We start from the raw sequence: 1,120 nt of genomic DNA on the forward strand, positions 1-1,120 counted from the left end.
CTGCGCCCCCTATGCGCGGGTGTCGCTCGGCGCGCGGGTCGACCCGGGCTGGCTCGCGGGGGACGTGCGCTTTACGAATGCCGAGCTTTATGTCCCGCGCCGCGCGGAGGACATCGGCGCGCTGCGGGCGGCGCTCGCCGCGTATTCGGGTGCGGTGCAGGTGCCGCGCGACCATGACGGCCTGCTGATCGCGCCGGACGGCACAAACGCGCATTTTATCGACCCGATGATCGATATCTCGGACGGGATCGAGTGCGACAGCCACCTCGGTGAGCTGCTGCTCGAGGCGGAGGACGGTTCCGGCGCATACAAGATCCTCCTGCAGGAGGAAGAGGACCTCATCTGCTTTGAGGAGCATGTCTTTATGCTCGCGCGCCCGGTCTGCCTGTGCGCGGAGCAGCCCGAGCTGCTGGAAAAGGCGCTGCGCATCTATCCCGGCCGCGCGCTGTACGACGGCACCTGGGAACTGGACGCGCGCCTGACGCGGTATTTTTCCGAAAAATATGGCATGATCTGCCTGTAAGCCGCCCGCGGCGGCGTGCGCCCGGGAGGGGCGGAACCCTCCCGGGCGCTTTTTTTCGCGGGGCGGGTGCAAAGTTTTCAAAAAATTTTCCTTTTTTCTGAAACAATTTGCCCGCTTCCGGCGTTTAATAAATGAGGGGTTCTGCGCGCAGGCGCAAACCGCCCGGATAAATGTTAAGAAATTGTGTATTTCCTTGAAAAAGGTGTGCCAAAGGAGTACAATAACAGGACAAGCGTGTAAAATAGGCAGGGGAGGGTTCCATGGACTTTACCGAAGTGACCATATCCACCGCGACGCCCGGCATAGACCCGGTCACCGGGCTGCTGGACGACCTGGGCATCGAAGGGTACGTACTCGAGGACGCGGCGGATTTTCAGGAATTTTTACAGGATACCGAGATATACTGGGACTATGTGGACGAGGACCTCGTCCGCGAGAAATCCGGGGCGGAAACCAGGATCAAGATCTACCTGACGCAGGACGCGGACGGGGAGGCGCAGCTTGCGGCGCTGCGGCAGCGGCTGGATACGCTGCGCGCCGCGGACCCCGAGGGGCGCTACGGCCGGCTCGCGGCCGAGGCGGGCACCGTGCGGCAGG

Annotated in this window: 2 pseudogenes; both read left to right on the plus strand. The window is 62.9% G+C overall.

Features of this window, described 5'->3' with window-relative positions:
- A pseudogene (locus tag CZ203_RS14570) lies at positions 1-523 on the plus strand (hypothetical protein); the annotation flags it as partial.
- Positions 524-783: 260 nt separating this feature from the next.
- Positions 784-1,120 (plus strand): annotated as a pseudogene (locus CZ203_RS14575) (50S ribosomal protein L11 methyltransferase); the annotation flags it as partial.

The organism is Intestinibacillus massiliensis (assembly GCF_900155735.1).
Lineage (GTDB): Bacteria > Bacillota > Clostridia > Oscillospirales > Butyricicoccaceae > Intestinibacillus > Intestinibacillus massiliensis.